General features: G+C 59.9%; 26 protein-coding genes. 11 read left to right on the top strand and 15 right to left on the bottom strand.

All coding sequences use genetic code 11. The features are described from left to right. The first annotated feature begins 8 nt into the window (after positions 1–8). The 3 genes from secF to ABLX76_RS08335 all read left to right on the top strand — a co-directional run bounded on the left by secF (position 9) and on the right by ABLX76_RS08335 (position 2202). Positions 9–980, top strand: coding sequence for a protein translocase subunit SecF (secF, locus tag ABLX76_RS08345; protein ID WP_008805371.1), 972 nt, complete (start codon positions 9–11; stop codon positions 978–980). Positions 981–1116: 136 nt separating this feature from the next. Continuing rightward, positions 1117–1482: a VOC family protein gene (locus ABLX76_RS08340; RefSeq protein ID WP_016160371.1), complete on the top strand. Its 366-nt coding sequence runs from the start codon at positions 1117–1119 to the stop codon at positions 1480–1482. A 24-nt stretch (positions 1483–1506) separates the two neighbouring features. Further along, positions 1507–2202 carry a YafY family protein gene (locus ABLX76_RS08335; RefSeq protein ID WP_049013800.1) on the top strand — a complete coding sequence of 232 codons (696 nt, stop codon included), beginning with the start codon at positions 1507–1509 and terminating at the stop codon, positions 2200–2202. A 42-nt stretch (positions 2203–2244) separates the two neighbouring features. Here the strand turns inward: ABLX76_RS08335 and ABLX76_RS08330 are convergent, their stop codons facing one another. Together ABLX76_RS08330 and ABLX76_RS08325 are read right to left on the bottom strand one after the other, a co-directional pair. After that, a complete protein-coding gene (locus ABLX76_RS08330; protein ID WP_004204836.1) occupies positions 2245–3129 on the bottom strand; it encodes a nucleoside-specific channel-forming protein Tsx in 885 nt (294 codons plus the stop codon). A 300-nt stretch (positions 3130–3429) separates the two neighbouring features. Beyond that, positions 3430–3969: a DUF3251 domain-containing protein gene (locus ABLX76_RS08325; RefSeq protein ID WP_348874419.1), complete on the bottom strand. Its 540-nt coding sequence runs from the start codon at positions 3967–3969 to the stop codon at positions 3430–3432. A 147-nt stretch (positions 3970–4116) separates the two neighbouring features. Here ABLX76_RS08325 and nrdR point away from each other — a divergent pair, with 147 nt between their 5' ends. From nrdR to pgpA, 6 genes are all read left to right on the top strand, one after another. Then, the gene (nrdR, locus tag ABLX76_RS08320) at positions 4117–4566 is read left to right on the top strand and encodes a transcriptional regulator NrdR (protein WP_002890417.1); all 450 of its coding nucleotides are present in this window, start codon (positions 4117–4119) and stop codon (positions 4564–4566) included. A 3-nt stretch (positions 4567–4569) separates the two neighbouring features. After that, a complete protein-coding gene (ribD, locus tag ABLX76_RS08315) occupies positions 4570–5673 on the top strand; it encodes a bifunctional diaminohydroxyphosphoribosylaminopyrimidine deaminase/5-amino-6-(5-phosphoribosylamino)uracil reductase RibD (RefSeq protein ID WP_348874418.1) in 1104 nt (367 codons plus the stop codon). An 87-nt stretch (positions 5674–5760) separates the two neighbouring features. Next, positions 5761–6231: a 6,7-dimethyl-8-ribityllumazine synthase gene (ribE, locus tag ABLX76_RS08310; protein ID WP_001021161.1), complete on the top strand. Its 471-nt coding sequence runs from the start codon at positions 5761–5763 to the stop codon at positions 6229–6231. 19 nt (positions 6232–6250) lie between these two features. After that, positions 6251–6670, top strand: coding sequence for a transcription antitermination factor NusB (gene nusB, locus ABLX76_RS08305; RefSeq protein WP_002891356.1), 420 nt, complete (start codon positions 6251–6253; stop codon positions 6668–6670). Positions 6671–6741: 71 nt separating this feature from the next. Continuing rightward, the gene (gene thiL / locus ABLX76_RS08300) at positions 6742–7713 is read left to right on the top strand and encodes a thiamine-phosphate kinase (protein WP_023288597.1); all 972 of its coding nucleotides are present in this window, start codon (positions 6742–6744) and stop codon (positions 7711–7713) included. Further along, positions 7706–8209: a phosphatidylglycerophosphatase A gene (gene pgpA, locus ABLX76_RS08295; protein WP_004177266.1), complete on the top strand. Its 504-nt coding sequence runs from the start codon at positions 7706–7708 to the stop codon at positions 8207–8209. The genes thiL and pgpA overlap by 8 nt, the downstream gene beginning before the upstream one ends. A 45-nt stretch (positions 8210–8254) precedes the next feature. Here the strand turns inward: pgpA and ABLX76_RS08290 are convergent, their stop codons facing one another. The 4 genes from ABLX76_RS08290 to xseB are packed head-to-tail and all read right to left on the bottom strand — an operon-like array spanning position 8255 to position 12313. Then, entirely contained in the window at positions 8255–9229 is a 975-nt protein-coding gene (locus ABLX76_RS08290) for an aldo/keto reductase (protein ID WP_348874417.1), read from the bottom strand. 60 nt (positions 9230–9289) lie between these two features. Further along, positions 9290–11152, bottom strand: coding sequence for a 1-deoxy-D-xylulose-5-phosphate synthase (dxs, locus tag ABLX76_RS08285; protein ID WP_023288599.1), 1863 nt, complete (start codon positions 11150–11152; stop codon positions 9290–9292). An 18-nt stretch (positions 11153–11170) separates the two neighbouring features. Then, complete coding sequence (gene ispA, locus ABLX76_RS08280; protein WP_004204826.1) at positions 11171–12070, bottom strand: (2E,6E)-farnesyl diphosphate synthase; 900 nt, start codon at positions 12068–12070, stop codon at positions 11171–11173. Beyond that, complete coding sequence (gene xseB, locus ABLX76_RS08275; protein WP_004204824.1) at positions 12071–12313, bottom strand: exodeoxyribonuclease VII small subunit; 243 nt, start codon at positions 12311–12313, stop codon at positions 12071–12073. Between the two features lie 181 nt (positions 12314–12494). On the opposite strand from xseB, the gene thiI reads away from it, so the two are divergent. Next, positions 12495–13943: a tRNA uracil 4-sulfurtransferase ThiI gene (gene thiI / locus ABLX76_RS08270; RefSeq protein ID WP_004151340.1), complete on the top strand. Its 1449-nt coding sequence runs from the start codon at positions 12495–12497 to the stop codon at positions 13941–13943. A 66-nt stretch (positions 13944–14009) separates the two neighbouring features. On the opposite strand, the gene ABLX76_RS08265 is transcribed toward thiI, so the two are convergent. The 3 genes from ABLX76_RS08265 to panE are packed head-to-tail and all read right to left on the bottom strand — an operon-like array spanning position 14010 to position 16005. Continuing rightward, positions 14010–14486: an SRPBCC family protein gene (locus ABLX76_RS08265; protein ID WP_023288600.1), complete on the bottom strand. Its 477-nt coding sequence runs from the start codon at positions 14484–14486 to the stop codon at positions 14010–14012. Between the two features lie 51 nt (positions 14487–14537). Next, positions 14538–15131, bottom strand: a complete 594-nt coding sequence (yajL, locus tag ABLX76_RS08260) for a protein deglycase YajL (protein ID WP_050533094.1) — start codon at positions 15129–15131, stop codon at positions 14538–14540. Further along, complete coding sequence (gene panE / locus ABLX76_RS08255) at positions 15094–16005, bottom strand: 2-dehydropantoate 2-reductase (RefSeq protein WP_023288602.1); 912 nt, start codon at positions 16003–16005, stop codon at positions 15094–15096. The genes yajL and panE overlap by 38 nt, the downstream gene beginning before the upstream one ends. A 218-nt stretch (positions 16006–16223) precedes the next feature. On the opposite strand from panE, the gene ABLX76_RS08250 reads away from it, so the two are divergent. Then, positions 16224–16715, top strand: coding sequence for a YajQ family cyclic di-GMP-binding protein (locus ABLX76_RS08250; protein WP_002891465.1), 492 nt, complete (start codon positions 16224–16226; stop codon positions 16713–16715). A 43-nt stretch (positions 16716–16758) separates the two neighbouring features. Here ABLX76_RS08250 and ABLX76_RS08245 read toward each other — a convergent pair whose 3' ends face one another. The 6 genes from ABLX76_RS08245 to ABLX76_RS08220 all read right to left on the bottom strand — a co-directional run bounded on the left by ABLX76_RS08245 (position 16759) and on the right by ABLX76_RS08220 (position 24066). Beyond that, positions 16759–18123, bottom strand: coding sequence for an MFS transporter (locus ABLX76_RS08245; protein WP_023288603.1), 1365 nt, complete (start codon positions 18121–18123; stop codon positions 16759–16761). 159 nt (positions 18124–18282) lie between these two features. Next, a complete protein-coding gene (locus ABLX76_RS08240; protein ID WP_023288604.1) occupies positions 18283–19461 on the bottom strand; it encodes a Gfo/Idh/MocA family oxidoreductase in 1179 nt (392 codons plus the stop codon). Between the two features lie 333 nt (positions 19462–19794). Then, positions 19795–21156, bottom strand: a complete 1362-nt coding sequence (locus tag ABLX76_RS08235) for an aromatic acid/H+ symport family MFS transporter (RefSeq protein WP_348874416.1) — start codon at positions 21154–21156, stop codon at positions 19795–19797. Between the two features lie 10 nt (positions 21157–21166). Then, on the bottom strand, positions 21167–21985 hold the full coding sequence (locus ABLX76_RS08230; RefSeq protein WP_086075213.1) for a TIM barrel protein: 819 nt from the start codon (positions 21983–21985) through the stop codon (positions 21167–21169). Between the two features lie 58 nt (positions 21986–22043). Further along, the gene (locus ABLX76_RS08225) at positions 22044–23735 is read right to left on the bottom strand and encodes an FAD-dependent oxidoreductase (protein WP_348874415.1); all 1692 of its coding nucleotides are present in this window, start codon (positions 23733–23735) and stop codon (positions 22044–22046) included. 10 nt (positions 23736–23745) lie between these two features. After that, positions 23746–24066, bottom strand: coding sequence for an NIPSNAP family protein (locus ABLX76_RS08220; protein WP_288360797.1), 321 nt, complete (start codon positions 24064–24066; stop codon positions 23746–23748). Positions 24067–24070 lie beyond the last annotated feature (4 nt).

Here is a 24070-nt window from a genome sequence, read left to right as displayed (position 1 = left end):
AGTGCGTTGTGGCACAGGAATATACTGTTGAACAATTGAACCACGGCCGTAAAGTCTGGGACTTTATGCGCTGGGACTACTGGGCCTTCGGCATTTCAGGTTTTCTGCTGATTGTGTCGATCGCCATCATCGGCGTCCGCGGCTTTAACTGGGGGCTCGACTTCACCGGCGGTACGGTGATCGAAATTACCCTTGAGAAGCCGGTCGATCTGGACCAGATGCGCGATTCTCTGCAAAAAGCGGGCTTTGAAGAGCCGCAGGTGCAGAACTTTGGCAGCAGCCGCGACATCATGGTACGTATGCCGCCGGTGCATGACGCCAACGTCAGCCAGGAGCTGGGCAGCAAGGTCGTGACGGTGATTAACGAATCGACCAGCCAGAACGCGGCGGTGAAGCGTATTGAGTTTGTCGGCCCGAGCGTCGGCGCGGACCTTGCGCAAACCGGCGCCCTGGCGCTGATTGCCGCGCTGGTCTGTATCCTGATCTACGTCGGCTTCCGCTTCGAATGGCGTCTGGCGGCGGGGGTGGTTATCGCCCTTGCGCACGACGTGGTGATCACCATGGGGGTGCTGTCGCTGTTCCATATCGAGATCGACCTGACCATTGTGGCCTCGTTGATGTCGGTTATCGGCTACTCGCTGAACGACAGTATCGTGGTATCGGACCGTATCCGTGAAAACTTCCGTAAGATCCGCCGCGGTACGCCGTACGAGATCTTCAACGTGTCGTTGACCCAGACGCTGCACCGTACCTTGATCACCTCCGGGACCACCCTGATGGTGATCCTGATGCTGTTCCTGTTCGGCGGCCCGATTCTGGAAGGCTTCTCGCTGACCATGCTGATCGGTGTCTCCATCGGTACGGCTTCTTCTATCTACGTCGCCTCCGCGCTGGCGTTGAAGCTGGGCATGAAGCGCGAGCATCTGCTGCAGCAGAAGGTCGAAAAAGAAGGGGCGGACCAGCCGTCTATTCTGCCGTAATACGGTTCAGTAGAAATAACGCAATCCCGGCCAGGCGGCCGGGATTTTTTTTGCCCGCGACAAAACCTGCTGACAGTATGCTGTCAGGAGCCCTCCCATACACTCCTTCTGAACTCACTAACGAGCAGGAGGAAGTATGAATAACGTGATTAACTGGTTTGAAATTCCGGTCGCCGATATGGATCGCGCCGTCGCGTTTTATGAGCCGGTGATGCAGGTGACACTGCGTCGCGAAACCATGGACTGCGCCGAGCTGGCGGTGTTCCCGCATCAGGATCCGGCCCCCGGCGGCGCGCTGGCCAAATTTGAGGGTATCGCGCCCTCTGCGCAGGGCGCTATTATTTACCTGCATACAGACCATCTTGCCGCCACCCTCGACCGCGTTGCCTCGGCGGGTGGGGCATGTGTTTTCGGGCCGCTGACGCTGCCGAATGATATTGGCACCATCGCGCTGTTTACTGACAGCGAGGGCAACCGCGTCGGCCTGCACCAACCGGCTTAACCTGAACTTTTTGTGAAGTGAGACATGACCCGACGCGCCGACCGTTTATTTCAGATTGTGCAGATCCTGCGCGGCAGGCGGCTCACTACCGCCGCGCTGCTGGCGGAGCGGCTGGGCGTGTCGGAGCGCACCGTGTATCGCGATATTCGCGATCTCTCCCTCTCCGGCGTGCCGGTGGAGGGCGAGGCGGGGAGTGGTTATCGCCTGCTGGCGGGCTACGATCTGCCGCCGCTGATGCTGACCACCAAAGAATCCGAAGCGCTGATCGCCGCGATCCGGCTGCTGAAAACCTGGGGCGGCGAGGCGCTGTCGCAATCGCTGGAGTCTGCCCAGGAGAAGATGCTGGCGATCCTGCCGGAGGCGCGCCGGCGCCAGGCGGAGCAGACCCGCCTGTTTGCCCCCGATCTCGGCGCCCATCGCTATGCCAAAACCTTCTTTGACGTCATTCATCAGGCGGTCTCCAGCCAGCAGGTGCTGGCGCTGCGCTATCAGGATGAGTCCGGTCGGGTGACCGAGCGCGACGTGCTGCCGCTGGGGCTGTTTTTCTGGGGGGAGCGCTGGCTGCTGGTGGCCTGGTGCGAGCTGCGCAATGATTATCGCAACTTTCGCCTCGACCGCTGTCTGGCGGTCAGGGCGACCGAGCGTCGATTCAGCGAGTGCGCCGACCGCTCGTTAAGCGATTTTCTGCGCAAGGTCCGCTGCGACGTGTGGGAGAAATAAAAACGCCCGGGTGGCCCGGGCGCTGTCCTGCCGTTTCAGCAATCAGAAGTTGTAACCAACCACGAAGTAACCACCCCAACCGGTTGAGCGGACGCTGAAATCGCCATCGCCGAAGTTCAGCTTGGCATCGTCAGCCCACTGGCCGCCGTTATGGAAGTAACGGGCCACCACCGAGTAGTGCCAGTGCGCATAGTTCAGCGCCAGGATATGGCTGGAGGCGATGGAGTTGCTGGTGCGCGCGTGCTTCCCGTTCAGATCGTAGAAGTTGTCATCGCCGAGGTCAGAGCCCCAGTCGAAGTTGGTGAAGCCGATGTAGCTCAGCGAACCGCCCCACAGGTCGGTCAGCGGCACAAAGTATTTCACTTTGAAGCGGTAGCCGTCCCACTCGTTTTCGTTGGACGCGCCGTAGTTCTGCCACTGGTATTTGGCGTAGACGTTCAGCGACAGGCTCATCGGCAGGCCGGTGTCGATATCGGTACCCAGACCCATATACCAGGTGCTCTGCTCCTGGGAGTCATTGCGGCCCATATCGTAGATATAGTTGTTCGCGAAATACCACTCTTTGAACGGCCCGAAGCTCAGGTCGGTGTTGGTCAGCTTATCGATAGAGAAGCGCGGTTCGATCTCCATAAACAGCGGGGAGCCGTTGTTCCAGATACCTTTTGCCGTGCTGTTGCCGCCGAAGAATACCGGGGCATCGATATAGCCGTAGAAATCAAACCAGTCTTTTTTGGCGAACGCTTCGTATTCCAGGTAGGTATCGTTACGGATCTGCGGTCCAAAACGGGTGTGGTAGCTACCCACCACGTTAACACTCTGGTGCCACCAGTCAGACAGATACTGCGGTTTATCGTTTTCTGCCGCGCCCGCGGTAAAAGAAGTGGAGAGCGCCACAACCGCACCCGCTGCCAGTAATGTTTTTTTCATAGGAATGCCACTGTTTAAATTGAGCCTGAAGGCGTTAAAAGAAGTGCCGAAGCGTTTCTAAATATTTCGTGTTTCTGTGGGGGTCTATTATAGGAATCATTGCTCACAAAAATACGTGTTGTTTCACATAACCAGAACATGCGTAATCGATTGCGTTCACGATTCTATGCATTTCTTGACAAAATGCTACTGAAAATCGCGATGCAGAACGATTTCTAATGAACTCTTGCGAAAAGTTGTAAGTGGATAAGAATAACGGGACAGGGCGTCGCCGGGCAGGGGGAAGCCCGGCGGCAAGGCTTACTGCGCGGCGGCGGGCTGGATATCGTGGACGCGAATAAAACCGACTTTGTCCGGCGTCACGTTCAGGCGCAGCGGGATATCGACATCGCTGGGGGCGAGAATGCTGGCCGGGGCGCTGATCAATTGATCCTGAACATTCACTTCCTGGTAGCTGTGGGTAGTACCGGTGACCTGTCCGGAGGCGACGGTGGCGGTAAAGGCCGGCAGCGGATCGTTGGATTCGCCCTGAATACGTAAGGTCAGGCGTGACCCGTCGCCATCCGGCGTAATGCTCGCCACCGACATGCGCAGGGTGCCGATCTGGCTCTCCAGCCGCGCCGGGGTTTTCGCCTCCGGCAGCAGATAGACGCCGCGGGTGGATTTCGCGTTCAGCGCGTTTTGCTGGGTAATTTTGATCGTTTGCTGATTTAGCTGGGTCATCTCCTGGCTCAGCGTACTCACGCTCTGGTGCATCTGGCGGATTTCGCTTTGCTGGGCGCAGGCGGTCAGGGTAAACAGGCTGCCCGCGATGGCGAGTTTCAGGTAACGTCTTGTCATAGTCAGGATTCCGTTTGCAGAGGATGCTTAATGGTAGCCAAACCGCCTGACTCTCCCATAGATCCTTTGTCTCAAAAGCTCTTTCTTTGTAGTCAGGTCACTTCGCGGTAAACTACCCTTCAGTTTAACTACCTGTCAGGACGCGCTATGCATTGCCCTTTCTGTTTCGCCGTGGATACCAAAGTGATCGACTCTCGTCTGGTAGGGGAAGGCTCTTCCGTGCGTCGCCGTCGGCAGTGTCTGGTCTGTAATGAGCGCTTTACTACCTTCGAAGTGGCGGAGCTGGTCATGCCGCGGGTGGTGAAGAGTAACGATGTGCGTGAACCCTTCAACGAAGACAAGCTGCGCAGTGGGATGCTGAAAGCGCTGGAGAAACGTCCGGTCAGCGCCGATGACGTCGAAATGGCGGTCAACCATATCAAAACCCATCTGCGCGGCACCGGCGAGCGCGAAGTGGCCAGCAAAATGATCGGCAACCTGGTGATGGAGCAGCTGAAAAAACTGGATAAAGTCGCCTATATTCGCTTTGCGTCGGTCTATCGCAGCTTCGAAGATATCAAAGAATTCGGCGAAGAGATCGCCCGCTTACAGGACTAAGCCATGCAGGACGAAATGTACATGGCGCGTGCGCTCAAGCTCGCCGCCCGCGGTCGCTTTACCACCCATCCTAACCCTAACGTTGGCTGCGTCATTGTTAAAGACGGCGAGATCGTCGGCGAAGGGTTCCACTATCGCGCCGGCGAGCCGCATGCCGAAGTGCACGCCCTGCGGATGGCCGGGGAAAAGGCGCGAGGCGCCACCGCCTACGTCACCCTCGAGCCCTGCAGCCACCACGGTCGTACGCCGCCGTGCTGCGACGCCCTGATTGCCGCCGGCGTCAGCCGCGTGGTCGCCGCGATGCAGGATCCTAACCCGCAGGTGGCGGGGCGCGGCCTGTACCGTCTGCAGCAGGCCGGTATTGACGTCAGCCACGGGCTGATGATGAACGAGGCGGAAGCGCTGAATAAGGGCTTCCTGAAGCGGATGCGCACCGGTTTTCCCTGGGTCCAGCTCAAGCTGGGCGCCTCGCTGGACGGCCGCACGGCGATGGCCAGCGGCGAAAGCCAGTGGATCACCTCCCCGCAGGCGCGACGCGACGTGCAGCGTTTGCGCGCCCAGAGCCATGCTATCCTGACCAGCAGCGCCACCGTGCTGGCGGACGATCCGGCGCTGACCGTGCGCTGGCAGGAGCTGAGCGCCGATACCCAGGCGCTGTATCCCGAAGAGAATTTGCGCCAGCCGCTGCGCGTCGTTATCGACAGCCAGAACCGCGTCACGCCTGAGCATCGTATGGTGCAGCAGGCGGGGGAAATGCTGTTTGCCCGCCTGGGCGCCGATGAGCGCCAGTGGCCGGACAGCGTGCGCACGCTGCTGGTTCCGGAACATAACGGCCATCTCGATCTGGTGCTGCTGATGATGCTGCTTGGCAAACAGCAGATCAACAGCATCTGGGTGGAGGCGGGGGCCACGCTTGCCGGGGCGCTGCTGCAGGCGGGCCTGGTCGACGAGCTTATCGTCTATATTGCGCCTAAACTGTTAGGCAATGCGGCGCGTGGATTATGCGCGCTGCCGGGGCTTGAAGAACTGAGCCAGGCGCCCCATTTCAAATTCAATGAGATACGTCAGGTTGGCCCGGATGTCTGCCTGCATTTAACCACTGCGTGAGGCTTTCCTGATTATTAGGAAGCAGCGCTCAGAATAATATGATAAAATCCGCCCCCCTTGCGGGGCACATGAACCCGAAGGAAGAGTATGAACATTATTGAAGCTAACGTTGCTACCCCGGACGCTCGCGTCGCCATCACCATTGCGCGTTTCAACAACTTTATCAATGACAGCCTGCTGGAAGGTGCGATTGACGCCCTGAAACGCATTGGTCAGGTAAAAGATGAAAACATCACCGTTGTTTGGGTTCCAGGCGCGTACGAGCTGCCGCTGGCGGCTGGCGCACTGGCGAAAACCGGTAAATATGACGCGGTGATTGCGCTGGGTACGGTGATTCGCGGCGGTACCGCCCACTTTGAATATGTGGCTGGCGGTGCCAGCAATGGCCTGGCGCACGTCGCTCAGGACAGCGAAATCCCGGTAGCCTTTGGTGTTCTGACCACTGAAAGTATTGAACAAGCCATCGAGCGCGCTGGCACCAAAGCCGGTAACAAAGGCGCTGAAGCTGCGCTGACCGCGCTGGAAATGATTAACGTATTGAAAGCCATCAAGGCCTGATTTTTGTAAGGGGAATTCCGTGAAACCTGCTGCTCGTCGCCGCGCCCGTGAGTGTGCCGTTCAGGCGCTCTACTCCTGGCAGTTGTCCCACAACGACATCGCTGATGTCGAATACCAGTTCCTGGCGGAACAGGACGTAAAAGATGTTGATGTTCTGTATTTCCGCGAACTGCTGTCCGGAGTGGCGACTAACAGCGCGTACCTCGACGGCCTGATGAAGCCCTACCTGTCCCGTCAGCTGGAAGAGCTGGGTCAGGTGGAAAAAGCGGTGCTGCGTATCGCGCTGTTTGAGCTATCCAAACGTGATGACGTACCGTATAAAGTGGCCATCAATGAAGCTATCGAACTGGCGAAAACCTTCGGCGCTGAAGATAGCCACAAGTTCGTCAACGGCGTGCTGGACAAAGCGGCTCCGGTAATTCGTCCCCACAAGAAGTAAACTGCAGGCCGGGTTTTGCGAGGGTCGCCTCGCAACCCGGCCTTATTTATTATTTTGCTGAGGCATAACGTATGGCATGTGGCGAATTCTCCCTGATTGCCCGTTATTTTGATCGCGTTAAAAGCGCTCGTCTTGATGTCGAAACCGGTATCGGCGACGACTGCGCTCTCCTGAATATTCCCGAGAAAAAAACGCTGGCAATCAGCACCGACACTCTGGTGGCGGGCAATCACTTCTTACCCGATATCGACCCGGCCGACCTCGCCTATAAAGCGCTGGCGGTAAACCTGAGCGACCTCGCGGCGATGGGCGCGGAGCCGGCGTGGCTCACCCTGGCGCTGACCTTGCCGGAGGTGGATGAAGCCTGGCTGGAAGCCTTCAGCGACAGCCTGTTTGTCCAGCTTGACTACTACGATATGCAGCTGATTGGCGGCGATACCACCCGCGGCCCGCTCGCCATGACCCTGGGTATCCACGGCTTTGTGCCGCCAGGGCGCGCCATGAAACGTTCAGGCGCGAAGCCGGGAGACTGGATCTATGTCACCGGCACCCCGGGGGACAGCGCCGCCGGCCTGGCGCTGTTGCAGAACCGTCTGACGGTGGATGCGCCGACGGATGCCGATTACCTGCTGGCCCGTCACCTGCGTCCGATGCCCCGCGTGCTGCAGGGCCAGGCGCTGCGCGACCTGGCGACGTCGGCCATCGATCTCTCCGACGGCCTGATCTCCGATCTGGGTCATATTCTCAAAGCCAGCGACTGCGGCGCGCGCATCGATCTTGATGCCATGCCGTACTCCGACGCCATGCTGCGCCAGGTTGAGCCCGAGCAGGCGCTGCGCTGGGCGCTCGCCGGTGGAGAAGATTACGAACTGTGCTTTACCGTACCGGAACTGAACCGCGGGGCGCTGGACGTGGCCCTTGGCCATCTAGGCGCGCGTTTTACCTGTATCGGACAGATTGCGCCGGAGAGCGAAGGTCTGCAGTTTATCCGCGACGGTAAGCCGGTCACGCTTGATTTAAAGGGATACGATCACTTTGCGTAGTCGAGACGAGGCGCTTAGCCGCCTGAGTATGCGTAATCCGTGGCATCTGCTGGCGACCGGCTTTGGCAGCGGCTTAAGCCCGGTGGTGCCGGGGACGATGGGCTCGCTGGCGGCGATCCCGTTCTGGTATCTGATGACTTTTCTCCCCTGGCAGCTCTACTCGCTGGTGGTGATGATGAGCATCTGTATCGGAGTCTATCTGTGCCATCGTACGGCCAAAGATATGGGCACCCATGACCACGGCAGCATCGTCTGGGACGAGTTCGTCGGGATGTGGATCACCCTGATGGCGCTGCCGACCCTCGACTGGCAGTGGGTGGCCGCCGGCTTCGTCATTTTCCGTATCTTCGATATGTGGAAACCGTGGCCGATTCGCTGGTTTGACCGCAATATTCACGGCGGAATGGGGATCATGGTGGACGATATCGTCGCCGGCGTGATCTCCGCCGGCGTGCTGTATGTTATTGGCCATCACTGGCCGATCGGTCTGCTTTGACCGCTTCTCCCCGGCAGCGCCATGCTGTCGGGGAAATCACGCCCGTCACTTAAATCCCACCACCGGATGCGGCTGATAGGGCGCCTCCAGTTTTTCGATCTGTTCCGAAGATAGCGTCAAATCCACCGCCAGCAGCAGGTCATCGAGCTGCTCCTGACGCGACGGACCGATAATCGGCGCGGCGACGCCGGGCTTGCTTAACAGCCAGGCGAGGGCGACCTGCGCGCGACTGGCGTCGAGCTCTTCCGCCACGTCCGCGAGATTCCCGGCAATTTGCGCGTCGTTCTCTTCGCTGGTGCTGTAAAGCGATTTGCCGAACTCATCCGATACCAGCCGGGCGGTGGTCTCACCCCATGGGCGGGTCAGCCTGCCGCGCGCCAGCGGGCTCCACGGGATCACCGCCACGCCGTTACGCTGGCACAGGGGCAGCATCTCATTCTCTTCTTCCCGGTAAATCAGGTTGTAGTGATCCTGCATGGTGACGAAGCGCGCCCAGCCGTTCTGCTGCTGAAGCGCCAGCGCCTGGGCAAACTGCCGGGCATGCATGGACGAGGCGCCGATATAGCGCGCTTTGCCGGCTTTCACCACCTCGTCCAGCGCTTCGAGCGTCTCTTCAATCGGGGTGCTGTAGTCCCAGCGGTGGATCTGCAACAGGTCGACATAGTCCATCCCGAGACGGCGCAGGCTGTCGTCGATGGAGCGCAGGATCTGCGCCCGGGAAAGCCCTTCCGCCAGATCGCCGACCTGGTGATAGACCTTGGTGGCGACAATCACCTCATCGCGGCGGGCAAAGTCGCGCAGGGCGCGGCCGACGATCTCTTCGCTACTGCCGTCGGAGTAGCTGTTTGCGGTATCGAAGAAGTTGATGCCGCCTTCAATGGCGTGCTGAATGAGCGGGCGACTGCTCTCTTCCGGAAGCGTCCAGGCGTGCCTGCCGCGGTCCGGCTCGCCGAAGGTCATGCAGCCGAGGCAGAGTCGGGAAACACGTAAGGCAGTATCGCCGAGGGGGATATAGTGCATAGTGCGCTCCTGCTATTCATCAAGGGTATCCCTTAAGCATAGCAGGAGCGGGAGGGGCGATTATGCCAGCCAGTCGAGGATTTTGGCTTCAATGCCGGCGGCATCAAGGCCGAGGTCGGCGCGGATCTCTTCCTGAGTGCCCTGAGGAATAAAGACATCCGGCAGGCCAATATTAAGCACCGGTACCGCCCGGCGATGGGCCATCAGCACTTCATTCACGCCGCTGCCGGCGCCGCCCATAATGGCGTTCTCTTCCAGCGTCACCAGAACGTCGTGCTCGCCTGCCAGCTGCAGGATCAGCGCGGTATCCAGCGGCTTCACAAAGCGCATATCCACCAGGGTGGCGTTGAGTTTGTCCGCCACCGCCGCGGCTTCCGGCAGCAGGGTGCCGAAGTTAAGGATCGCTACCTTCTCGCCCTGGCGCTTCACGACCCCTTTGCCGATCGGCAGCGATGCCAGCGGCTCCAGCGTTGCGCCGGTGCCGCTGCCGCGCGGATAGCGCACCGCGCAGGGTCCGTCACTGTAGTGGTAGCCGGTGTGCAGCATCTGGCGGCATTCATTTTCATCGCTCGGCGTCATCACCACCATATCCGGAATACAGCGCAGGAAGGAGAGATCGAACGCCCCCTGATGCGTCTGGCCGTCTGCGCCGACAATCCCGGCGCGGTCGATGGCAAACAGCACCGGCAGCTTCTGAATAGCCACATCGTGGATCACCTGATCGTAGGCTCGCTGCAGGAACGTGGAGTAGATGGCGACGACGGGCTTGTAGTCGCCAATCGCCAGTCCGGCGGCGAAAGTGACCGCATGCTGCTCGGCGATGGCGACGTCAAAGTACTGATCGGGGAATTTCTTCGAAAATTCCACCATCCCTGAACCTTCGCGCATCGCCGGGGTGATGGCCATCAGCTTGCTGTCTTTGGCCGCCGTTTCGCACAGCCAGTCGCCGAAGATTTTCGAGTAGGAGGGGAGACCGCCGCTGCTTTTGGGCAGCACGCCGCTGGTATGGTCGAACTTCGGCACCGCGTGGAAAGTGATCGGGTCTTTCTCGGCGGGCTCATAGCCGCGGCCTTTTTTGGTCATAATATGCAGGAACTGCGGGCCCTTCAGGTCGCGCATGTTCTTCAGCGTGCTGACCAGACCGAGCACATCGTGGCCATCCACCGGGCCGATGTAGTTAAAGCCCAGCTCTTCAAACAGCGTCCCAGGCACCACCATGCCTTTGATATGCTCTTCGGTCCGCTTAAGCAGCTCTTTAATCGGCGGTACGCCGGAGAAGACCTTTTTGCCGCCTTCGCGCAGGGTGGAGTAGAGCTTACCGGAGAGCAGCTGCGCCAGATGATTGTTCAGCGCGCCGACGTTCTCAGAGATCGACATTTCATTGTCATTCAGCACCACCAGCAGATCGGGTTTGATATCTCCGGCGTGGTTCATCGCCTCAAACGCCATGCCGGCGGTGATCGCCCCGTCGCCAATCACGCACACCGCGCGCCGCTGCTTATCCTCTTTCGCGGCGGCGATAGCCACCCCGATGCCAGCGGAAATGGAGGTGGAGGAGTGACCGACGCTCAGTACGTCGTACTCGCTCTCACCGCGCCACGGGAAGGGGTGCAGGCCGCCTTTCTGGCGAATGGTGCCGATTTTGTCGCGGCGGCCGGTCAGAATTTTATGCGGGTAGGCCTGGTGGCCGACGTCCCAGATCAGGCGATCGAAGGGCGTGTTATAGACGTAGTGCAGCGCCACGGTCAGTTCCACGGTGCCGAGGCCAGAGGCAAAGTGACCGCTGGAGCGGCTGACGCTGTCCAGCAGGTAGCGCCGCAGCTCATCACACAGCTTCGGCAGGCTCTCTTTTGGCAACAGGCGCAACTCCTGGGTGGAATCTACCAGCGCCAGGGTCGGGTATTTGGCAATATCAAAACTCATCAGAGACTCATTTATTGTTTATTTATCGCGCTGAATAATGTAATTCGCGAGCGCTTCCAGTGCCGAAGTATCCAGAGATTGTGCGGCCAGTTCATCTAACGACCGGCGGGCATCAGCGATCAGGTCGTGCGCTTTCTTCCGGGCTTGCTCAAGGCCCAGGAGGGCGGGATAGGTGCTTTTACCCAATTGCTGGTCGGCACCCTGACGTTTGCCAAGGGTCGCAGTATCCCCTACCACGTCGAGAATGTCATCCTGGACCTGGAAGGCCAGGCCGATATTTTCCGCATAGCGATCCAGCGCGGGAAGGGCGGCGCGCCCACGTTCGCCGGCGCTCAGCGCCCCCATGCGGACGGCGGCGCGGATCAGCGCGCCCGTTTTGTGGCGGTGGATACGCTCCAGCGCCTGCAGATTCACCTGCTGTCCTTCCGCCTGCAGATCCAGCGCCTGGCCGCCGCACATGCCCGCCACGCCGCTGGCCTGCGCCAGTTCAGAAACCATCGCCAGACGATCCCGGTCAGGGACGTCCGTCATCGGTGCATCACTGAGTATAGAAAACGCCAGCGTTTGCAGGGCATCTCCCGCAAGAATTGCGTTGGCTTCGCCAAATTTAATATGGCAGGTCGGCAGTCCGCGACGCAGATCGTCATCATCCATCGCCGGCAAATCATCATGCATCAGGGAATAAGCATGAATGCATTCGACCGCGGCGGCAGGGGCGTCCAGCGTGGTGCGGCTCACGCCGAACATCTCGCCGGTAGCGTAGACAAGGAAGGGACGCAGGCGTTTACCGCCTAAGAGTGCGCCATAATGCATCGCTTCCACCAGCGGAGTGTTCTGAAAGGGCTGCGGCGCGATAAAACGGCGCAGCGCCTCGTTAGCCTGTTCCACACAGGCCTGCAATTGTTGCGGGAAATCCATTTATTCAGCGTCCGGCGTAAAAGGCGTGGTCGGGGAATCTTCACTATCCGCCAGCAGGATCTGCACGCGCTGTTCGGCCTGCTGTAGCTGGCTTTGCCCCTGGCGGGCCAGCTGGACCCCGCGCTCAAATTCGCTGAGCGCTTCTTCTAACGGTAAATCGCCGCTTTCCAGACGATTAACGATCTGCTCCAGTTCGCCCAGCGCAGTTTCAAAGCTGGCCGGGGCCTCATTTTTCTTTGGCATAGTGAATGTAGACTCTTGTTATGTCGCGACGGCAATACCGGGTATGGTAACGAAGTCACGCGTGTAAGCAAATAACGCGCAATGGTGATATACTCCGCGCCCAGGATGCAGGCACCGGTGTGCGCTGCTTTACAACTTTTGCTTAAAGCCCCGTCGGGCTTGCCAACGAACTATTGTCGCCATGAAGTTTATCATTAAATTGTTCCCGGAAATCACCATCAAAAGCCAATCTGTGCGGTTGCGCTTCATTAAAATCTTAACCGGGAACATTCGTAACGTTCTCAAAAACTATGACGAGACGCTGGCCGTCGTTCGTCATTGGGATCATATCGAAGTTCGCGCGAAAGATGAAAATCAGCGCCCGGCTATTCGCGATGCGCTGACCCGTATTCCCGGCATCCACCATATTCTGGAAGTCGAAGACGTACCGTTCACCTCGCTGCACGATATTTTTGAGCAGACGCTGCCGCTGTGGCGCGAGGCGCTGGAAGGCAAAACCTTCTGCGTGCGGGTGAAGCGTCGCGGCAAACATGAATTCACCTCAATTGAGGTGGAGCGCTACGTCGGCGGCGGCCTGAATCAGCATATTGAAACGGCGCGCGTGAAGCTGACCGACCCGGACGTCACCGTCAATCTTGAGATTGAAAACGATCGCCTGCTGCTGGTGAAAGGCCGCTATGAAGGTATCGGCGGCTTCCCGATCGGCACGCAGGAAGATGTGCTGTCGCTGATTTCCGGCGGCTTTGACTCCGGCGTCTCCAGCTACATGCTGATGCGCCGCGGCTGCCGTGTGCACTACTGCTTCTTTAACCTTGGCGGCGCCGCCCATGAGATTGGCGTCCGCCAGGTCGCGCATTATCTGTGGAACCGCTTCGGCAGCTCGCACCGCGTTCGCTTTGTGGCGATTAACTTTGAGCCGGTGGTCGGCGAAATCCTCGAAAAAGTGGATGACGGTCAGATGGGCGTGGTGCTCAAGCGCATGATGGTCCGCGCCGCGTCAAAGGTCGCGGAACGCTACGGCGTGCAGGCGCTGGTCACCGGCGAAGCGCTGGGCCAGGTCTCCAGTCAGACTCTCACCAACCTGCGCCTGATCGACAACGTCTCCGATACCCTGATCCTGCGTCCGCTGATTTCGCACGATAAAGAGCACATCATCGACCTGGCCCGCGAGATCGGCACGGAAGATTTCGCCCGCACCATGCCGGAGTACTGCGGCGTGATCTCCAAAAGCCCGACCGTGAAGGCGGTGAAGGCGAAGATTGAAGCGGAAGAAGAACACTTCGATTTCAGCATCCTCGATAAAGTGGTGGAAGAGGCGAGCAATATCGATATTCGCGAAATCGCCCAGCAGACGGAAGAGACGGTGGTGGAAGTGGAAACCGTGACCGGCTTTGGCGCCAACGATGCGATCCTCGATATTCGCTCCATCGACGAGCAGGAAGACAAGCCGCTGAAGGTCGAGGGGGTTGAGGTCGTTTCCCTGCCGTTCTACAAGCTGAGCACCAAATTTGGCGATCTCGATCAGAGCAAAACCTGGCTGCTGTGGTGCGAACGCGGGGTGATGAGCCGTCTGCAGGCGCTTTATCTGCGCGAGCAGGGCTTCAGCAACGTAAAAGTTTATCGCCCGTAACAGGTTAATAGGATGCAAAAGGCCTTCCCTGATGGAAGGCCTTTTTACTATTGGCAGGGGCGTGTATTAGCGCAGGGTCAGCGCCAGGTCATTCAGCTGATCGATGACAATATTCCAGCCCTCGAAAAATCCCATCTGCTCATGCTGCTCGCGGGTTTCATCGTCGGCATGCAGCACCGTGGCCGTATAGCGACACCCGCCCTGTTCATCGGCAAAGGTGATGATGGCCGTCATCGCGAAGGGGGAAACGGCGGGACGATAATCCGCCGTCAGCATCGAGGTCATGACGATTTTTTGTTGCGGGATAACCTCAAGAAAACAGCCGGGGTTATCGCTGCGTTCACCGTCAGGGCCGTGCATCACGGTGTGAAAGGCCCCGCCGGCGCGAAAATCAAAGGCCAGCACCTCGGTTTGCCAGGGCTTCGGGCACCACCAGGTTTTGAGTAATGCCGGGTCGGCCCACGCGCGCCACAGGGCAGGGACGGGCGCGCTGAGCAGGCGGCTGATAACAAGATCGCGAGAATCGGTTGCGCTTCGGGACATGCTACGACTCCTCAGGAAAAGGGGGAGCCAGTCCGCGGCGCGGACCGGCTATCAGGCTTCGTAGTAATTATAGATGCCGGCGGCCATCACCAGCTGCGAGGCGACCTCATACGCTTTCTCGCGCCCCACCAGCAGATCGATCATTTTCAGGGCGAAATCAATCGATGTTCCCGGCGCCTGGCTGGTTAACAGATTCACCCGTGGATCCCAGACCACCCGTTTATCCTGCCACTGATCGGCGGGGATATGATCCTTCAGCGCCGGAAAACCGGTCATGTTGCCGATCGGGAACAGCTGATGGGGCACCAGCACGGTCGCCGGGGCGGCACAGATGGCGGCCACAATGCGCCCGGAGAGATGGAACTGTCGGACGGTTTCCACCAGCAACGGGCTGTCGCGGAAGCACTCTGCGCCCTTGATACCGCCCGGGAGGACGATGATATCGAAATCGCCATCGGCCACCTCTACCAGCGGGGCATCCGCCAGCAGTTTGACGCCGCGCGAGCAGAGGATGGTCAGATTGCCGTCGCTGGCGACGCTGGCGGTGGTCACTTTGACTCCGCCGCGGACCAGCAGGTCGATGGTGGTGACCGCTTCGGTCTCTTCGCTACCAGGGGCGAGGCAAATCAGTGCCGACGCGCTCATATTCATTCTCCTTACGCTTGACCAGTTCAAATAAGCGGGCGTTTTCCGGTACGGCAACGCCGTGGGCGCGGGCGCGGTTGAGCAGAAAACCGGTGATATAGTCGATCTCCGTGTGCCGCTGGGCGCGAACGTCCTGCAGCATGGATGAGATATTTTCTGCCGTACTTTCAATCACCTGTTCGACATAAAATAGCAGGTTTTCCGCCGAGGTATGAATACCTTCGCGCTCCATCACTGCCGCCACCTCGCGACAAATGGCCGCAACTTCCTGCGGATAGTCGCGCAGATCGCCGTTTTTACATCCTTTTAGCGCGGTCAGGGGGTTAATCACGCAGTTAACCGCCAGCTTGCGCCAGGTGGCCGAGAAGATATTGTTGTGCCAGGCGACATCCGGCAGCACGCTCTGCAGCACTTCAGCGAGGTAGCTGTAGTCCTCTTCGTAGCTTTTCGCCGGCCCGATATGCGTGGTGCCCTGGGCGACGTGGATGATGACATTCCCGTCGCGGCGCGCCGCCTGGGTGGTGGAGGCCAGCAGCAACGGCTGTTTCACGCTGCGCAGCTCCTCGACGGTTCCCATGCCGTTATGCACCAGCACAATCGGCGTGGTGACCGGCAGGATCGCGGCCAGGTGCTTCACCGCGTTTGAAACCTGCCAGGCTTTTAAGGTGACAATCAGCAGCTCGCTGCTGGCAAGAAAATCGGGGTCGTTGGCCGTCAGCGACTCGTTGAACACCGAGCCGTCGGTTTCAATGACGTTGACGCTACAGAATGGCTGCGGTACGCGTAGCCAGCCCTGGACTTCATGTCCCTGTTTGCACAACGCGGTCAGCCATAGTTGTCCCAGTGCACCGCATCCCAGTACGGTTACTTTCATTGTTCCTCCTCATCTGCCGCTACCCCAGGCGCTGATGGCTAAAGTATATCTCGTCGCTTTTCGCATCGTCGGACGGAAAGGGGGTTTCGGCGTCGTCGGGCAGCATGGGGAAAATAGCGCGAGCGTTGCGTAATCAGCTAAGCTTCCGGGATAACAAGTTGAGTTATGCCGCGTTGCAGGTATTATGCAACGCAAAAGAAACGGAAGGAGAGGAAAAGATGCCATCTTTCGATATTGTCTCTGAAGTTGATCTTCAGGAAGCCCGTAACGCGGTGGACAACGCGAGCCGCGAAGTCGAGTCGCGTTTTGATTTTCGTGGCGTTGAAGCCACGTTTGAATTAAACGACGCCAACAAGACCATTAAAGTGCTGAGCGAGTCTGACTTCCAGGTGAATCAGCTGCTGGATATCCTGCGCGCCAAGCTGCTCAAGCGCGGCATTGAAGGCACCTCCCTCGACGTGCCGGAAGATATCGTACACAGCGGTAAAACCTGGTTTGTTGAAGCGAAGCTGAAACAGGGCATTGAAAGCGCGGTGCAGAAGAAGATCGTTAAACTGATCAAAGACAGCAAGCTGAAAGTGCAGGCCCAGATTCAGGGCGAAGAGATCCGCGTGACCGGTAAGTCCCGCGACGATCTGCAGTCGGTGATGGCGCTGGTACGCGGTGGCGATCTGGGACAACCGTTCCAGTTCAAAAACTTCCGCGACTAAGGCGGCAGACTGACAGCAAAAAGCGGGGAATTCCCCGCTTTTTTTATACCCCTTTGATGAGCTGCTCTATCTCGAAGCGGTTGGTGACCTTGCTGTCGATTTTGATATACACCGAGCGCTCCTCGGGCACCACCAGCGCCTGATGAACCCCGCTGGCGCTGAGCAGACGCGCCTGCAGCGCGCTGTCGACCACCACGCCGTCCGGTACCTCCACCCGCAGACTGCTGACGTAGGGCGGCTCGCTCATGGTGCTGGCCACCAGCAGCCACAGCATCGCCAGCAGCGCGCCCAGCAGAAACACGGTCTGTGAATCAAAGAAACCATCTACCCAGCCGCCAAGGGCGCCGCCAATCGCCACCCCGAGGAACTGGCTGGTGGAGTAGACGCCCATCGCGGTGCCTTTATAGCCCGCCGGCGACTCTTTGCTAATCAATGACGGCAGTAGCGCTTCCAGCAGGTTAAACGCCAGGAAGAAGAGCTGAACGCCCGCTACCAGCTCCCAGAAGTAGCCACCGGCGCCCCAGAGGACAATTTCCGCAATCAGCAGGATGGCCACGCAGAGCAAAAAGACGCGCTTCATCTTGCGCTTCACTTCGGCGTAGATAATAAACGGCACCACCGAGATGAAGGAGATAACCATGGTGACCAGGTAAATCTTCCAGTGCTCGGCGGCCGGGAAGCCGGCGGCCTCCAGCTGTCCGGGCAGCGCGACAAACGTGGACATCAGCATGATGTGCAGGCACATGATGCCAAAGTTGAGCTTCAGCAGGCGCGGCTCCGCCAGCACCTTGCTAAAGCAGCCCTTCACCATCCCGGATTCGCGGTTAAGCACATGATTCTGGCTGTTGGGAACCACCCACAGGGTGAGCAGGATGCCGACGGTCGCCAGGATGGCGATCATCCAGAACAGGGCGTGCAGGCCCAGCTGATGGGTAATAATCGGCCCCAGCACCATGGCGATAGCGAAAGTGACGCCGAAGCTGACGCCAATAAACGCCATCGCTTTGGTGCGGTTCTGTTCGCGGGTGAGATCGGAGAGCAGGGCCATGACCGCGGCGGCGATGGCGCCGGAACCCTGCAGGGCGCGGCCAAGAATGATGCCCCAAATGGAGTCGGTGAGCGCGGCGATGACGCTGCCGAGCACGAAGATAAGCAGGCCGCCGACGATCAACGGCTTACGGCCAATACGGTCAGATAACAGTCCGAAGGGGATCTGGAACACCGCCTGCGCCAGACCGTAGATGCCGATCGCCAGGCCAATCAGCGCTTCACTGGCGCCCTGCAATGCCATGCCATACGTGGTCAGAACCGGCAGGACCATAAACATGCCAAGCATGCGCAGGGAGAATACCGTCCCCAAACCCCAGGTCGCGCGCAGTTCCCCTGGCGTCATTTTGTTATCGTTCATTACCACCTCAATATAAAAACTGCGCCTAGTGTAGCGGCGGGGGGTAAGAAGCGTAAATAAATGTTTGTTTAACAGATATTACGGGGCTGTTGCGCGATGCGACAAGTTGGTAAAAATCAATAAACCAGTGGAGGGGGACTCCACTGGCGAGGGGGAAAATTAAGGTAAAGTAAAGTCAACCCACTGGCTGCCGGCATCAGCCGATTTGACGCACTGCTCGACCCAGTAGACGCCGTGCAGCCCGGCTTCGACGTCCGGATACCAGAAGTCTTGCAGGAAGGCGCGATCGTCACGGTCCGTGGCGTCAATCGCCTGCGCATAGCGGCGATACAGGTTGGCCCAGGCTTCAAACAGCCCTTCCGGGTGGCCACCGCCGATGCGATCGTCCGCCAGCGCGTTTGCGCTCAGGTAGGGCATCCCGCGTTCCAGAATGCGCGCCGGCTCGCCCTGCACCTCATAGCTTAGCTGGTTAGGATGCTCATCCCACCATTCGATACTCGCCTTTTCGCCGACGATGCGCACTTTTTGCGAGTGCATGGCGCCGCTGTTCACCGCGCTGGTCCACATCGAACCAACCGCGCCGTTGTCATACTCCATCAGGACAAAGGCGTTATCTTCCAGCGGCGCGCGGGAGGGGACAAAGCTCTGGCGGGAGCACATCAGCCGTTTGATATTGAGCTGCGGCGCCATGGTTTCGGCGACAAACAGCGGATGGGTGGCCAGATCCCCCAGCACATAGCTGGGCCCGGCGAACTTCGGCGTTACGCGCCAGCGGGTGGATTCTGCCTGCAGCTCGACGGCCTGGTTATGAAAGCCGTGGGCGAACTGCATATTGACGATGCGGATCTCGCCGAGCAGCCCATCGGCAATCATCTGCCGCGCCTGCTGGATCATCTGATAGCCGGCGTAGCCGTAGGTGACGCCGACGATTTTGTTCTGTTTTTTGCTCAGGTCCACCAGCTCGCGCGCCTCTTCGGCGGTAAAGCAGAGGGGCTTTTCACAGATGACGTGGAGACCCGCTTCCAGCGCCGCTTTGGTGATGGCGAAATGGGTATTGTTCGGGGTGGTGACCGAGACGACCTCGATCCCGTCAGGACGGCGGGCTTCTTCACGAAACAGGGTCTGGTAGTCGGCGTAGCAGCGCTCCGGCGCGATGCCCAGCTGCTCACCAAACGCGCGCCCGCGCTCGGCATCAACGTCAAGCGCGCCGGCCAGCAGGGTGTAAACATTGTCACGCAGCGCCGCACAGCGGTGGCTGTAGCCGATCTGGCTGGTTCCCCCGCCGCCGACCATGCCCCAACGCAGGGAACGGGATAAGGGTTTCAGACCGTTTAACATGGTGCTCTCCTTTTTGAAATCATTCGCACTCTGAGGCGCTCAATGCCGACGCCTGCGGCAACGCGCATCCGGATAAACTGACCTAAACTTAAGGAAATGTTTGTTCTGTTTCAATTGTTATTTGGAATTTATTTTTCATATATGCGAAGGAGATCGAATAAGCAGAAGTTTATTTTCTGCTGGATTGAAAAGAGGAGAGGGGAAACAACGGCAATGGGTGCAGGCCGGACGGTTGCGGAGTACTTTTCGTTACACGGCAAGATGAAATAAATGTTCTTTTTAGCCGCAGCGCGCGGTGCAATCCGCAGATTGCACCGGAGGAAGGATACCGCATTACGCTCCGCGCACAGAGGCGGGGGCTGGCGAAGCGGCGGGAGGATTACCTGCGGCGAAGATGCCCTTCGCCGCCAGGCCTGCGACGGTGAGGGCAGCCGGGATGCCGAGGATCAAAAAGACGCTTTCGAAGGGCAGGTTGAGCGCCATCATCTCAGCGCCGGAAAAGGCGCTGAGGATCGCGCCGATCCGCCCGACGCCGTGCATCCAGCTGGAGCCGGTCGCCCGCGCCTGCGTGGGGTAGTAACGGGCGGAGAGGGCGTTCATGCCCGTATTGGCGCCGTTCAGGCAGGCGCCGCTGATAAACGCCAGCATACAGAGCAAGGCAAAGCTGCCCGCGGCGTAGCCCATCGCCATGGTAAACAGGCCGCCGACGGCGTAGATCATTCCCAGCGCGCGATGGGGATTGATGCGGTCCATCAGCCAGCCGGCAAACAGCGAGCCGAGTGTGCCTCCCGCCTGGTAGATCGCCGTCATCACGGCCGCCTGGCTGACGGTAAGCCCGACCTCCTTAACCAGCGTTGGCAGCCAGCTGCCGAGAATATAGACCAGGAACAGCCCCATAAAATAGACCAGCCATAGCATCAACGAGCCAAAGCCGTACTGGCGGGAAAGCACAATGCGCATCGCGTTGCCGGCCGCCGGCTGCGCCGGCAGGATAAACGTCACGTTGTCGCTGATTTGTCCGGGATAAAGACAATTAAGGATGGCGCGAATGCGCGCCGCTGGCGCTTGTTTGATCACCAGAAAACGAACCGATTCCGGCAGCCGCCAGATAAGCAGGGGGGCGAACAGCAGCGGCAGAATGCCGCCGAGCGCCATCAGCGAGTGCCAGCCAAACTGCGGGATCAGCCATGATGCGGTAAATCCTCCGGCCGCCGCGCCGAAGGTGAAGCCGCAGAAGATAACGGTAATAATAAATGAGCGCTGCCGTTCCGGGGCGTATTCCGACACCAGCGTCCCGATGTTCGGCATCGCGGCGCCCAGTCCAAGGCCGGTCATAAAGCGGAAGAACATCATCTGCTCAATGTTGTGCGAGAAGGCGGTGGCGATGGTCCAGAAGCCGAAGAAGAAGACGCTGTTGATGATGATCTTTTTGCGTCCCAGCCAGTCGGCGAGCGGGCCAGAGAAAATAGCGCCCAGCGCGAGGCCGATCAGCGCGGCGCTGATCACCAGGCCCAGCTGGTGGTTGCTTACCCCCCACTCCAGCTTCAGCGTCGGGGCGATAAAGCCCATGATCGCGATATCAAACCCATCGAGAGCGATAACGCAAAAGCCGAGAAAAATAATCTGCTTTTGAAAGCGGCTCAGCGGGTTACGGTTAATTAACTCTCTGACATCCAGGCGTTGAGTCTGTGTCATAGCGGATTCCTTATGCGCAGGAGCGCAGGTAGGGCTGCGCGGCAGTGAACAGTAATTGCGCCCGCTGGAGGGGCGGCAGGGCGCCCTGCTCGCCGTCGAGCGGCACCTCGAGGGAGACCGGCAGCGTCGCCGGCAGAGCCGACATCAGACCGTACAGATCCAAACCGCCTTCCCCCGGCACGTTGCGCGCTGAGCGGGCCTGGCGGATGAGCTCCTGCTCGCTTTCCGGCCGCTGCGCCGCGCCATCGCAGAGCTGCATATAGTTCAGATGATGCGCGGGCAGGCTGGAGAGGGCGGCGAGCGATTCTCCCGCGCGCCAGAAATGAAGGGCGTCCACCAGGATGCCAATATCCTCCCGCCCGCTGGCGGCGATCAGCGCCTGCGCATCGGCGATCGTGCGCAGCTGGGTCCAGGGCATTGGCTCAAGGTTCATGGTCAGGCCAAACGGGCGGCCGGCCGCGGCGAGAGTGGCCAGGTTGTCGGCGCTGCGCTGCAGGTTGTCGTCATTCCCGGCGACTAACACCTGCCCGGCGCCAAGCCGCGCGGCGGTCTCCATAAAGCGCTGCAGCCGATCGTCGAGGGTAAACCCCGGGCTCAGGCGGACGATCTCCACGTCCGAGACGCGGATGCCGGTTTCCATCAGCGCGGCCAGGGTCGCGCGGACGGCGGGGGTATCGCCCAGCATATCGTAGTCCGGGTCGGCGGGGGTGGCGGGCAGCAGCCGCAGACCCACGTGGGTAAAACCGGTTCTGGCCGCTATCCGCACCTGTTCGGGGGGAGAGACATCGAGCAGGCTCAGCGCGGCGAGCGATAGGGTACGCATGTTCATAAATGGCTCCGGTTCAGTTGCAGGTGAAGTTAGCCAGGGGTATTGCCGTCCCTGGTTTTTATTGCTTTGTTTTTATTGTGTTTTCTGCCAGTTTTTTGCCCATCAGGTAGCCGAAGGTCATCGCCGGCCCGAGGGTGATCCCTCCGCTGGGGTAATAGCCGCGCATCACGCTCGACATGTCGTTGCCGATGGCGAACAGGCCCGGTATCGGCTGCTGCTGCCCGTCCAGCACCCGAGCGTGTTCGTCGGTTTGCAATCCGCTGAAGGTGCCCAGCGAGCCGGGCAGAATGCGCACCGCGTAGAACGGCCCTTCGCGCAGCGGTCCGAGCGTCACCTGATGGTCACCCTGCGCGCGGTTATAGGCCGATGCGCCGCGGTGAAAATCGACGTCTTCACCGGTGCTGGCGAAGTGATTAAAGCGTTCAACGGTTTCCGCCAGCGCATCGGTATCGATGGCGCAAAGTTTCGCCAGCTCGGCCAGGGTGTTTCCTCGCAGCAGATAGCCGGTACGCAGCCAGGCGGTAGGGGTGAACGGGAAGGGCCTGGCGTGGCCCAGGCCATAGCGGCGCAGCGCGCGCCGATCGGCCAGCAGCCAGGCTTGCGGCGTGTCGCCCACGGGCGTCGCCGCCAGTAGGGCGGCGATAAAGTCGTGATAGGAATCGGCCTCGTTAACAAAGCGTTTGCCGTTAGGCAGGACGGCGATCACCCCGGGCTTGGCTCGCTCCACCAGATGGGGAAACATCAGCTGCTGGCCGCTGGCGAGGGTGACGCGGGACACCGGCGCCCAGGCCAGCGGGTGGCGCAGGCGGGTATCGAACTGGCCGCCGACGGATTCGCCAAGGCGGATCCCCTCGCCCTGATTGTCAGGCGGCGCGGCGGAGAAATGGCCGTAGCCCTCCGCGGCGTGAGGCACCACCTGCGCCAGGCGCTGCCGATCGTGGGGAAAACCGCCGCAGGCCAGCACCACGGCGCCCGCTTCGACGAGTATCTCCCCGCCGTCGCTGCGCAGCACTGCACCGGACACTCCCTGCGGACCCTGCAGCAGTCTGACTGCCGGGGCGTTGAGCTGAAAGCGCACCCCGGCGTCGAGGGCGGATCGCAGCAGACGGGCGACCAGCGCGTTGCCATTGACCAGATGCAGCCCTCGTCCGGCGCGCAGCCGTTGCCAGCCGTGGCGCAGCAGGCGGCGGGCGGCATACAGCGCAGAGCGCGGCGAGCGGGTAGCGTTGAAAAAATGCGCCATGTCCGCGCCGCCGGCGATGCCCATCCCGGCCAGGCTGATAGTCTCCAGCGGCGGGCGCAGTCGGTGGAGCCAGTCGCCGAGCAGGCGGCCATCGTAGGGCTGAGCGGTGACCGACCGCCCACCGTTCGCCGCGCCTGGCGACGCGTGAAAGTCCGGTATGGTGCTGCCCGACAGAAACTTCACCGCCGTCCGCTGATGAAAAAAATCCACCATTTCCGGCCCGTAATGCAGGAAGGTCTGCAAGCGAACGTCGGCGGCTTCTCCCCCCATCTCATGCTGCAGATAGGTCAGCGGGGCATCGGCCGCTTCGTCGATGCCCTCCGCTCGCGCCAGCGGGTTGCGGGGGATCCACAGCCAGCCGCCGGACCAGGCGCTGGTTCCGCCGAGCACTGACGCTTTCTCCGCCACCATGACGCTGGCGCCGTGCATTGCCGCGGTGACCGCGGCAGAGAGTCCCGCCGCGCCGGAGCCGACCACCAGCATATCCACCTTCACAGGCCCGCTCATGATGGACTCCTTACTGCAATGGTGAAAAAGCGGTGGGGCGCATCAGCACCGACTCGAGGCGCTCCACGGCGGCCAGTTCGCGATTTTTCCGCGAGAAGGTCTGCCAGCGCTCGTCCTGGGCCATCCGCGCGCGGCGTACCAGGCGATCGTCCAGGCTTTCGTAAGCCCAGATGTGCACTACCTGATTGACCACGCCGATCTCGGTAAAAAAGAAGCCGATCAGTTTGCCGAGATGGTCAGTTTGCACCTCCAGGGCATCGCTTTGGTACAGCGCCAGCCAGTCGGCCATTTTCAGCGGATTGATGGTGTAGGTGCGTTTTTCGTAGATCATGATG

The organism is Klebsiella sp. JB_Kp004 (assembly GCF_040065795.1).
Classification (GTDB): Bacteria; Pseudomonadota; Gammaproteobacteria; order Enterobacterales; family Enterobacteriaceae; genus Klebsiella; species Klebsiella quasipneumoniae.
Note: the sequence above shows the minus strand (reverse complement) of the source record. Positions and strands in the feature narration are given on the sequence as shown.

Coding starts and splice junctions, on each gene's coding strand:
- nrdR (WP_002890417.1), top strand. CDS start 4,117: ATGCATTGCCCTTTCTGTTTCGCCGTGGATACCAAAGTGATCGACTCT.
- ABLX76_RS08265 (WP_023288600.1), bottom strand. CDS start 14,486: ATGTCCCGAAGCGCAACCGATTCTCGCGATCTTGTTATCAGCCGCCTG.
- ispA (WP_004204826.1), bottom strand. CDS start 12,070: ATGGATTTCCCGCAACAATTGCAGGCCTGTGTGGAACAGGCTAACGAG.
- ribD (WP_348874418.1), top strand. CDS start 4,570: ATGCAGGACGAAATGTACATGGCGCGTGCGCTCAAGCTCGCCGCCCGC.
- ABLX76_RS08290 (WP_348874417.1), bottom strand. CDS start 9,229: ATGCACTATATCCCCCTCGGCGATACTGCCTTACGTGTTTCCCGACTC.
- ABLX76_RS08235 (WP_348874416.1), bottom strand. CDS start 21,156: ATGACACAGACTCAACGCCTGGATGTCAGAGAGTTAATTAACCGTAAC.
- ABLX76_RS08230 (WP_086075213.1), bottom strand. CDS start 21,985: ATGAACATGCGTACCCTATCGCTCGCCGCGCTGAGCCTGCTCGATGTC.
- ABLX76_RS08225 (WP_348874415.1), bottom strand. CDS start 23,735: ATGAGCGGGCCTGTGAAGGTGGATATGCTGGTGGTCGGCTCCGGCGCG.
- ABLX76_RS08250 (WP_002891465.1), top strand. CDS start 16,224: ATGCCATCTTTCGATATTGTCTCTGAAGTTGATCTTCAGGAAGCCCGT.
- ABLX76_RS08220 (WP_288360797.1), bottom strand. CDS start 24,066: ATGATCTACGAAAAACGCACCTACACCATCAATCCGCTGAAAATGGCC.
- dxs (WP_023288599.1), bottom strand. CDS start 11,152: ATGAGTTTTGATATTGCCAAATACCCGACCCTGGCGCTGGTAGATTCC.
- thiI (WP_004151340.1), top strand. CDS start 12,495: ATGAAGTTTATCATTAAATTGTTCCCGGAAATCACCATCAAAAGCCAA.
- thiL (WP_023288597.1), top strand. CDS start 6,742: ATGGCATGTGGCGAATTCTCCCTGATTGCCCGTTATTTTGATCGCGTT.
- ribE (WP_001021161.1), top strand. CDS start 5,761: ATGAACATTATTGAAGCTAACGTTGCTACCCCGGACGCTCGCGTCGCC.
- ABLX76_RS08330 (WP_004204836.1), bottom strand. CDS start 3,129: ATGAAAAAAACATTACTGGCAGCGGGTGCGGTTGTGGCGCTCTCCACT.
- xseB (WP_004204824.1), bottom strand. CDS start 12,313: ATGCCAAAGAAAAATGAGGCCCCGGCCAGCTTTGAAACTGCGCTGGGC.
- ABLX76_RS08340 (WP_016160371.1), top strand. CDS start 1,117: ATGAATAACGTGATTAACTGGTTTGAAATTCCGGTCGCCGATATGGAT.
- ABLX76_RS08325 (WP_348874419.1), bottom strand. CDS start 3,969: ATGACAAGACGTTACCTGAAACTCGCCATCGCGGGCAGCCTGTTTACC.
- ABLX76_RS08245 (WP_023288603.1), bottom strand. CDS start 18,123: ATGAACGATAACAAAATGACGCCAGGGGAACTGCGCGCGACCTGGGGT.
- ABLX76_RS08240 (WP_023288604.1), bottom strand. CDS start 19,461: ATGTTAAACGGTCTGAAACCCTTATCCCGTTCCCTGCGTTGGGGCATG.
- panE (WP_023288602.1), bottom strand. CDS start 16,005: ATGAAAGTAACCGTACTGGGATGCGGTGCACTGGGACAACTATGGCTG.
- yajL (WP_050533094.1), bottom strand. CDS start 15,131: ATGAGCGCGTCGGCACTGATTTGCCTCGCCCCTGGTAGCGAAGAGACC.
- ABLX76_RS08335 (WP_049013800.1), top strand. CDS start 1,507: ATGACCCGACGCGCCGACCGTTTATTTCAGATTGTGCAGATCCTGCGC.